The 10219-nt window shown below is 34.4% G+C and carries 7 protein-coding genes; 1 reads left to right on the forward strand and 6 read right to left on the reverse strand.

What is annotated here, in order from left to right:
* The first annotated feature begins 8 nt into the window (after window positions 1–8).
* Window positions 9–1106: a glycosyltransferase family 4 protein gene (locus GH741_RS01280; protein ID WP_153734961.1), complete on the forward strand. Its 1098-nt coding sequence runs from the start codon at window positions 9–11 to the stop codon at window positions 1104–1106.
* A gap of 22 nt (window positions 1107–1128) precedes the next feature.
* Here the strand turns inward: GH741_RS01280 and GH741_RS01285 are convergent, their stop codons facing one another.
* The 6 genes from GH741_RS01285 to GH741_RS01310 all read right to left on the reverse strand — a co-directional run.
* Entirely contained in the window at window positions 1129–2493 is a 1365-nt protein-coding gene (locus GH741_RS01285) for a sugar phosphate nucleotidyltransferase (RefSeq protein WP_153734962.1), read from the reverse strand.
* Between the two features lie 308 nt (window positions 2494–2801).
* Entirely contained in the window at window positions 2802–3863 is a 1062-nt protein-coding gene (locus GH741_RS01290) for a glycosyltransferase family 4 protein (protein ID WP_153734963.1), read from the reverse strand.
* Between the two features lie 273 nt (window positions 3864–4136).
* Complete coding sequence (locus tag GH741_RS01295) at window positions 4137–5264, reverse strand: glycosyltransferase (RefSeq protein WP_153734964.1); 1128 nt, start codon at window positions 5262–5264, stop codon at window positions 4137–4139.
* Window positions 5257–6198, reverse strand: a complete 942-nt coding sequence (locus GH741_RS01300; protein ID WP_170287527.1) for an NAD-dependent epimerase/dehydratase family protein — start codon at window positions 6196–6198, stop codon at window positions 5257–5259. The genes GH741_RS01295 and GH741_RS01300 overlap by 8 nt, the downstream gene beginning before the upstream one ends.
* Before the next feature lie 49 nt (window positions 6199–6247).
* Window positions 6248–7135, reverse strand: a complete 888-nt coding sequence (locus tag GH741_RS01305) for a glycosyltransferase family 2 protein (RefSeq protein WP_153734966.1) — start codon at window positions 7133–7135, stop codon at window positions 6248–6250.
* Between the two features lie 291 nt (window positions 7136–7426).
* A partial coding sequence (locus tag GH741_RS01310; protein WP_153734967.1) for a PA14 domain-containing protein occupies window positions 7427–10219 on the reverse strand: 2793 nt, incomplete at its 5' end.

Below are 10219 nucleotides of genomic sequence, written 5' to 3' on the forward strand. Positions count from 1 at the left end.
GATATAATATGAACACGTTATACGTTTTACACGAGCATGGTGCACCACGTCATTTTGAAGCTATAACTTACTTGAATAACGAAAAAAAACTGTACGATCGCGTCATACATTTGGAGTTCGCCGTTATTCATCAGTTTGTAAAAGGTATCGTTAAGAGAAAACCAAAATTACTATTTAAGTCTTTATACAATGTAATGCACTTGTTATTTTTTTTGTTTTCTAGAGATAAAAAAATTGTTATTGGAGCAGCTCCTTTTGATATATTTGTCTATTATTTACTAGCACTAAAGAAAAGGCACGATATTATTTATTACTCTTCTTGGCCTTATTGGGATGGGAGTTTTCATCCCAGAAAAATCTTAATTAAACACCAACAGAAAATGTGGCGTGAATTTTTGGACAATACGAAAGTAGTTGCTGTAACTTCAGCTGTCAAGGACGGACTAGTAAGCTTTACGGATCAGGTAACAGTTATTCCACACTGTATTAATCCTGATATCTTCCATAGTCACAATCGTAAAGAAGATAACTTTCGTGTGATTTATGTAGGACGAATTCTTGAACAAAAGGGAATTAAATTAATTTTAGAGCTCATACAAGAAATAAAGATGGATATTGATTGGTGGTTTGTTGGTGAGGGTGATGAAGAGTTAAAGAAACAAATTAGAAAATTGGAAGCTGGACAGGATAATGTCAAATATTTTGGCAGTATCAAAGATCAAAATAAATTAGCAGAATTATATAGAAGTAGTCAAATTCTTTTATTACCATCCTATAAAACAAAAGGTTGGGAAGAACTTTTTGGCATCGTAATTATTGAAGCTATGGCTAGTGGGGTGATTCCTATCTCGACCAACGCCATTGGTCCGAATACAATTATTACCGACTCATTAAATGGATATTTAATTGAACAAGGAGATAAAAAAGCAATTAAAGAAAGAATACTTAAGCTATACCGTGACCGGGATTATTCAAACAAAATGTCCGCTGAAGCAGGTGTTACTGTCGAACGAAATTATACGATTGCTAGTACCGCAAAGCTTTGGGAAGAAGTATTAAATTCAAGTGAGTTAGAGAATGACAAAAAGGCAGTGAGTACTAATTAAAGGTACTCACTGCCTTTTTGTATTAAATACGTGCTAATTGTTCTATATCAGCCCAATTTGTCGTTAAGCGGATTATATCTTCTTCTATCAACTCCGAACCAGTTTGCACTTCGATGATTTCCATATCCGTTGCAGCTTTTATTGCATGCTTCATACCTAAAGGGATGTGAACAACATCCCCTTCCCGTATATGGCTTAACTTATTATTGACTATGTATACACCTTGTCCCTTTACTATCGTCCATATCTCACTTCTCTTATAATGTACCTGGTAGCTTAAGTTTTTACCAGCTCTAATACCTATTCGCTTCGTTAAAACTTCATTTCCTTCAGGATACTTGACATAGTCTAATACCTTGTACCATCCCCATCTTCTTTCTTCGTACATAGGACGGTCGCTGATGCGATCTACATACTCCTTAATTTTAGGACTGGTTTCACTATCAGTTACCAAAATACCATCTGGGCTAGCCGCGACAACTGCATTCTTTATTCCCAATAAGACAATCGGAATATCTAATTCGTTAATAATGTAGGAATTATCAACACCTTCTCCCATAATACCTTTACCAATTTGTTGTGAACCCATTTCCTCTGTAAGAGTGTTCCATGTGCCAAGGTCCTTCCAGTAACCATCATAGGAAAGCGCAACAATATCGTTAGCTTTTTCAACCACCTCATAGTCAAAGCTGTTTTTATGTAATGTATGATATTGCTCTAATAACTCGTTGTATTGAGTTGGTAAACCTTTATCTTCTAGCATTTTGATAATATATTCTAGCTTAAAAGCAAATACACCACTATTCCATAATGCCTGCTTAGACATTAATTCTTCTGCTGTTTTTATATCGGGTTTTTCCTTAAAATAATCGACTTTTAAAATATTGCCATCATCACTTAATTTAGGTACGATGTACCCATATTTCTCAGATGGATAGGTCGGATTTATACCAATTAGAGCTAGCTCTGCATTGGTTGAATTAAGGGCAAGTTCTAGGTCCTTGACACGTTGGAAAAACTTATCTTCTACATAAGGATCGACAGGTAGCATTCCAACAACTTCGTCCAGGCTACACTTTTCAATGGAGTATAGGTAGACAGCTGCTAGTGCAATCGCCGGGAATGTGTCCCTTCGTTCTGGCTCAGTTACAATAGTTACATTTGAACCGAGCTGGTTCGTAATCATATCTACTTGTGATTTACTTGTGGCTATTATCGCCTTATTTACTAAATCATTCTTCCTTAGTTGCCCCCAAACACGCTGTACCATTGACTCAAATTCCCCTTCTGAGTTGGATAGTACTTTTAGAAATTGTTTGGATCTTGAATCATTAGAAAGTGGCCAAAGCCTTTTCCCGGATCCGCCTGACAAAAGAACTAATCTCATCGTTACCCCTCCAAATACTGTAAGTTTGTTTGTAATTTGCAATTAATAATAATGGGTTTATCTAGGTGAAATGGGCGATCACTTAAAAAGGATTCATTATATAAAATAACAAGAATAAGACATTAGACACTTCTATTATTTTCTATCGTTCTTCTGTACATCTTTTCCAAATTGCTAATCCTTAAACTAACCTCAAATAAGATGAAACCTCTTTAAAGATTTTCCATATAACTTCCCAATAGAAAAAAGTTGACTAAGATGGCCATTATGAAAAGACACCACTTAGTCAACTATATTCATGTTTAAATCTATTTTTTAACTCTAGATTCAAATCCATAAATTAAGTTTAATATTGGGCGGTATTTACTACCGACTAAACCTGTTAATTCAACAATAATTTCGATACAAACCATTAATGCTATTAAAGTTAATGTTGAACCCCACATGGTTGCCCTTGTGAATATAATAGCTGCTAGACTGAACACTCCACTCATTGCATAGATTAATAGAACTGTTTGTCTATGACTGTACCCGAGTCTTAATAAACAATGATGAAGGTGAAGCTTATCAGGAGCCGATATAGGTGTTCGATGTAAAATTCTACGGATGATAGCAAACAACGTATCAAGAATAGGAACCCCTAAAATAATAATAGGAATTAATAATGAAAACAATGTTACATTTTTAAACAATCCCATAATTGAAAGAATACTGATCATATAACCTAAGAACAAAGCACCAGTATCTCCCATAAAAATCTTTGCTGGATGAAAATTATACAGTAAGAAACCAATTGTACTTCCAAGTAACATAAATCCAATCAACGCAACAAAACCGTCTCCAAGCGCAATCGCCATTCCTGAAATAGTAATTAAAGCAATGGATGATACTCCTGCTGCCAAACCATCAAGACCATCGATTAAATTAATGGCATTTGTAACTCCAACGATCCAAATAATAGTGATTGGGATACTTAAAAGTCCTATATCAATTCTGTCAGCAAATCCAAAAGGAAGAGTGATAAAATCAATCTGGATTCCGCCAAGGACAGTAATTAATGCAACTACAAATTGTCCGCTAAACTTAACCTTTGCTGATAACTGATATTTATCATCCAAGGCACCAATCAGTGTAATTAGTGATGCACCAACTACAACTGGCCAAATCTTTTGACCCTCTGGTGAGAAGATAATAAAACCAATGATAAAGCTTACAAATATTGCAAGTCCGCCAAGTCGAGGCATTATTTTAGTGTGTACTTTTCTAGAATCTGGTTGGTCTGTAGCACCAACTTTTAACGCTAGTTTTTTCACATAAGGTGTGATTGCCATAGAGATAAGAAAACACACTATTAGCGCAAGATAAACCATTTATATCCCCCTACATTCTTTGTGTCTTTATAAAAAACTTTAATCACATTATTAGACGAGCGATTACGGTTAAATGTTTCAAAATAGTATATAAAAATAGTAAACTTATATATATATTTATACACATTGTTACCATTATATAAAAAGATAATCTAATTCAATATAATTTCATCGAAGTTTAGCATAATTAATAGTAATACAGAAAGTATTGTAGGTCAACAAAATAAAAGTGAGTACGACTTTAGCTCACATTAAATTAACTTTTTTTCTTAATTAAAGCGAACGGTAGATGTCTAGCAACTTCTTACCTTGGTGTTTTACATTAAATTCATCTTCTACTTTTTTTCTGCCATTCTCGACTAACTTTTGATAAAAATCAAAATCATTTAAACAATTTTCTACCTCTTCTGCTAGAGACTTATAGTCATGTTCTTGTACTAGTATTCCACTTTTATTGTGATCAATAATCTCCGGAATGTCACTATGGAATGTAGATAAGACAACCGTTCCCATTGCCATCGAATTAAGAATCGTAATGGGTGTGCCTTCTTGATTACCACTTTCATCTGTTACACTCGGGTGTAATAGAAAATGAGCTTGTTGCATCATATCACCAAGTTGTTTATATGGTACATACCCCAATAAATTAATTGTATCTTTTGCTGGTGAGTTCCTTATTAAATCCAATATTTCCTGTTTCAAAGCAAGGTTACTTGGTGACTGTGTTTGAATATCCCCTATGATGTTCAACTCTACATTTTGATGATTTTTAAAGATTTCTAAATATGATTTTATTGCATCTGGAATTCCTTTCTTTTTATTAAAGCTTGAGGCAATAATAAATTTGATTGTTTTATCTGATGTTGGCATTAAAGGGTTAAATGTTAATTTATCCACTTCAACCCCTAAATGAAATATTTCAATTTTCTCTTGTGGAATTCCAATATTAATCATTTTCTCTTGCATATTTTTTCCTAATACCAAGAACTTGTCGATATGATTAGCTAGATCCTGATATTTGGCTATCCACTTTGGATCATCCAAATATATGCTTGCATCATACCCGTATAAGCTAATTACATGTTTAAATTTACCTCTAGATAATTTTAGCATTGAGCTATCTATATATCCTTTATCACCAAAATGGGAGTGTAAAACAATTGGTTCTTTGCTTTGCTTTATGATCTTATTTAATTCTCTATAGTAACGGATTTTCTTCTCAATCTTCCCTAACATTCCAGGTAGTCTTGATGTTATAGTTGTTAATTTGTCATATGGAAAAAGGTCAGAGTTACTTGCTTGTAGACTGTACACAGGAGGCTTATCCATTGAATTAAACAAGTCATAAAGCCAATTTTCAGTAATTTTCATAAATGTACTGACCAACTGGATATTACGCATTTTCCTCCCCACCCCTCATAATTTGCAAGTAATCTTTTAATTTAAATTGTGGTGTAAAACCAATTTGACTATATAATGCGGAACTATCTAAAACCATATCCCCTGTTTCAATTCTTTCAAGTTCTTTCGTCCAATTTATTTTATTCACATTAGTACCAAACTTGTTTGCAACTAAATCTGCAATTTCACCAACTGAAATAACTTCCGTACCACCAAGATTGAGTATGTTATTCCTTAATTTAAACTCATGAACAGATTTATAAAGGATTGATACAAGATCTTGGATATAGATAATATCCCTTTTTTGTGTACCATCACCGTATATTTGAATTGGATCACCATTAAGAGCACGGTTAATAAAATAATTAATGAAACCATAATTCCCTGAAGTTTCCTTTGTGTCAAATAAACCATAAGGAATTGATATTCTAAAAATCAAATATGGAATATCAAATAAATTAGAGTAAGATTGAAGGTAATTTTCGGCAGCTAGTTTATTGGAACCATAAATGGTATTTGGCTGGGGTGTAAACAATTCATTTACTTTTTCAGATGTTGTGTGACCATATACTAACCGTGTACTTGGAAAGACAATTAATGGCTTGTTTTCAAAATCCTTAACAGTATCAAGAATATTTAACATGCCTCGACAATTAACTTCCAAATTTTGATTATAATTATAAAAACTAGAAAGCGCTCCGGAATGTCCTGCAAAATTGTAAATCACATCATATCCCGATAAAAGTGGTTGAAGATGCTTCTTGTCTAAAACATCTAATTCAATTGCATGGATGTGGTCAGAATGCAAATCAACTGTAGATATGTCCCTGCAAGCCAGTGTTATACTATACTCATTATCGTTATGTTTGCTGTAATACCTTGCTAAATGGGAACCAATAAACCCGTTTGCTCCAATGATTAAAATTTTTTTCAATGCTATTACTCCTATCAGTTTAAACTCAGTCCATTTATGTAACAGAAATTCATCGTATTATTTTCAAAATAACCTTAACTGTTCGTTTATCGAAAACAATACTGGGATTCATCTTGAAGCTTTTTTTATAAAAAGAAGATGCGTTTTTTCTGTCTTTTTTAACAGCGTGGGATAAAGCTAAATTTAAATAAAGATCTGCAAGTTTTTGCTTTTTAAAAGGTACATTCAAATCTATTTGACTGAATATACTTTCGATCAACTCCAACTTTGCTTGTTCCATTACTATTCGGTTATAGCTATTATTAGATTCATGTAGACGATAGCCTACTAACTTTTCTTTATTATATATAATCTTCTTGTTAGCTAATTTAACCCTTAACCAAAGCCCCCAATCATCCGGACCACTTCCAACCTTAGACTCGTAGAATTTCCCTACATCCAACACAGCTGACAACTTAGCTAATACTTGGGAAGGTGATATTATAAAATTATGGGTGATTAAGTTCTCAATATTATCCACATGCGTATAATTATCTTCATATATCTCTCTTGATACTTTATTATCTTTATCAATAATGGATCCATTGGCATAAATCAAATCACCATTTGTTTCCTCTAATATGTTCACTTGTTTCTCTAGGTAGTTATTTTCCCATAGATCATCTTGGTCTAAGAAAGCGACAAAATGTCCACTACATAAGTCTAACCCCATGTTTCTTGTTTTTGCCACACCCGTATTTTTTTTATCAATAATTTGAACTCTAGGATCTCGTTTGTATTCTGATATAATCACTAAACTATCATCTTTAGAACCATCATTTAGGATCAGTAGTTCAAAATTTTTATGTGTTTGACTTAATACTGATTGGATGGTTTGCTGAACATAATTTTCTCCATTATATACTGGCATTACAATACTTATTAATTTATTTGTCATATTCACTCACCACTTTGGCTTATTGCTATTTAGGCTTGTCTATTGGCACATTGATTTATCTATTAGGATTACCATTAATTAACCCAATAATAACATGTAAAATACCTTTAATGTAAAGCCTACACGGCATTATATCATATATTTATTGATGAAAACAGGCTCCATTAAAAAAATGAACCAACTAAGGATGTTATGCTACTTATTACTAACAAGAATTCAAAGAATTGAGAAGAATCAAAGTAAGACTTCCAAAAAAAAATGCCCCGTATTGGGGCATTTTCGAGTTTAACATTATTTTTCTATTGCGTAATCGCTGTGGATCCAAGCTTCAGATCCTTTGTAGTTAATCTTATACCACTTCTTTGTGGCGTCATCTTTTATTAATTGATTGTTACTATCTAAGAATCCTGATACATAATAGCCATTGTATAAGTCGCCAGCAACCTCATAGGTTGTACCTGGGCCTTGTCTTACGTGTAGAGTTCCAGATACACTAATTTGTAGTAAGTTTAACGGATCAACGTATGTTGCATATAACCAGCCTTCCTTATCTCCTACCTTCACTTGATACCAACCACTTGCGTATCCAATTAATTGGAGTTTTGTACCTTTAGGTATTGTAGAAATAAGTGTTGATGAATCTATTATAGGTTCTGATCTAAAATTCACAGCTTCTGTTGTTACACCTATAACTCCACTAGGGTAAAGATTCAATAATTCACTAGCTGGAGGCTGCTCTAAGAACTTAGGTTCATCGAACGACATTGAATAATTATCTAGAAGTTTATAGATATTATCAATCCTTTTAGTTTGACTAAGCGCCCAACTTACATGTGTGGCATATTGATGTGTTGCTGGTTTTGCAGGATTCCACTTCATTTTATATAACGTATTTTGACCAACTTGGATATAGTTCACAGACACAAATTGTGCCCCACCTTTGATAGCTGCACTCGGGTTAAACCAACCTTGACTGTATGCAAATTGGGCTCCACAATCATTTGGATTGGCATCATATGCACCAATCCCATACATGTTATAAACCTTTTCCGGCGCGATATCCGTTATGACTGGATTTCCGCTACTATCCTTTACAATTTTCCCATCTGAACATGTCTTCCACTGGCTCATTCCACTAGCTAACGTTGAAGAACCATTACCAGTTTCATGTAGAGCATGTGCAATTAGGTAAACTTCGTTAATACTATACAGCTTACCAGCATCAACAAATGCCTGTCCTTCTCTAGTTAACGTACCTTTATTAGCTAGAATTTTCGTGTTGATTTCATTAACATTTAATCCTGCTGAATCTGAAAGCTTAAGGAATTGTAAATAACTAACAGTATCTTTTGAGAAATTGGTAGGGTTGGCATAGTATTCTACCTCAAATCTTTCAGCAGGAATTAAGCCTGCACCATCAGATTTAGGACTACCATAAGCCATCTGTTTATCTACCATTTCGTTAAACGTATAGTTATAGTTTGTAGAGTTATAGGTTTTGATTGGACCAATGTAAGGTAAAATTTCTACGTTTACTTCAGCTGGACCGGTTTCTTCAAAATACTCTACGTCAATCCAATGCACATTAGAACCATCTTTATCATTGATTTGTACCTGAATCGATTCCTGGTTTTGAACACCAGAACTCCAACGATCTACAACCAAATTACCATCTACTGACACCCGTACTCCATCGTCAGATGATGTCCGGATAATGTAGCTCCCAGCAGGAAGTCGCTTCGCTGTTGAATATTTAGCTGAGAATTGATCAGCTGGTATTCCTTGAGCAGGGCTTGCTGTTCCAAAATTCTCAGTCAGCTTATTAGCACTTGAGATTACTTTCGCTGCTTTTGGCAAACCGTTCAGCGTTTTGTTGTCGTAATAATATGCCAACCATGAACCAAATGGAACAACATCGGTAAAAACACCAGCATTGTTACTAATCTCTTGGTATTCAGTAGTAATAGAATGAGTTCCAGCAGGTGCATTTAGCCACAAAGCTCGGTCTATTTTAGTACTGAACGAAGTCAAACGATCAATTATAGTCTGATCATCTACTTTTACCCTTACGCCATCATCTGCGAAAGATTGGATAAAGTAATCTCCTTTAGCAAACTGTCGTGAACTTTCAAACAGACCAGTAAAATTATCAGCCGGTAAGTCTGAATTAGGTTGACCAATTCCCCAATTATAATGAACATCCCCATTAAATTGGTAATAGATTTTATTATCACTAATTTTCTTATGTTCTAAATTTATCCATGCATTCCGAAGGATTTCCTTATATTCAACTACTACTGAATAAGAACCTTTTTGTAGATAAATGGCATTCTTTCGCAATCTATCAGAAGTACTTGCAAGTGAATCAATTAATGTTTGTCCATCTACTGTTACCCGAACACCATCATCTGCATTTGCCTCAAAAACGTAGGTTCCAGTTTCCGCTATGTTAATTTTTCTTGTAAACCTAGCGCTGAAGTTATCGACAGGAATTGAAGGATGTGGTGATTCTTGTGCCCAGTTGTAATTAAGCGATGTAATAAGTGAATAACCATTATTTCCGCCCATTACTATTGGATTTCCACTATATTGTTCATTAGGGAAGAACTCAGCTATCCAAGTAGTCGAAGTTGAAATTGCATCTTCATAAGGCTCTAGGAAGACGTCCACAGAACTTGTAGCACTTGCTTCGCGATACTGCACTTCAATCAAGTGAATATCTTTTTCATTTGCTGGGACATCGTTACGGTCCCAAACACTCATTTGAATTGCTTCACCTGCATGTGCGCCTTCGTTCCAACGATCTAAAATTAGTTTACCATCAAGATATACTCGTACACCATCATCTGCTTTTGTTCGTAGAATATAGTTTCCTGCTGTAATCCGCTTCGCAGTGGTATACTTAGCAGAAAAATTATCGACAGGTATTCCTGAAGCAGGGCTTCCGGTTCCATTATCCTCTGATAGTTTCCCAAACTGACCTGTTGGTGCTATTACCTTAGACTTCTTTGGTAAACCCTTTAGACTGGTGTTGTCATAATAGTAAGCTAACCAAGAACCGAATGGAACAACGTTAGAAAATAC

The organism is Aquibacillus halophilus, assembly GCF_009649745.1.
GTDB classification, from domain to species: Bacteria; Bacillota; Bacilli; order Bacillales; family Amphibacillaceae; genus Aquibacillus; species Aquibacillus halophilus.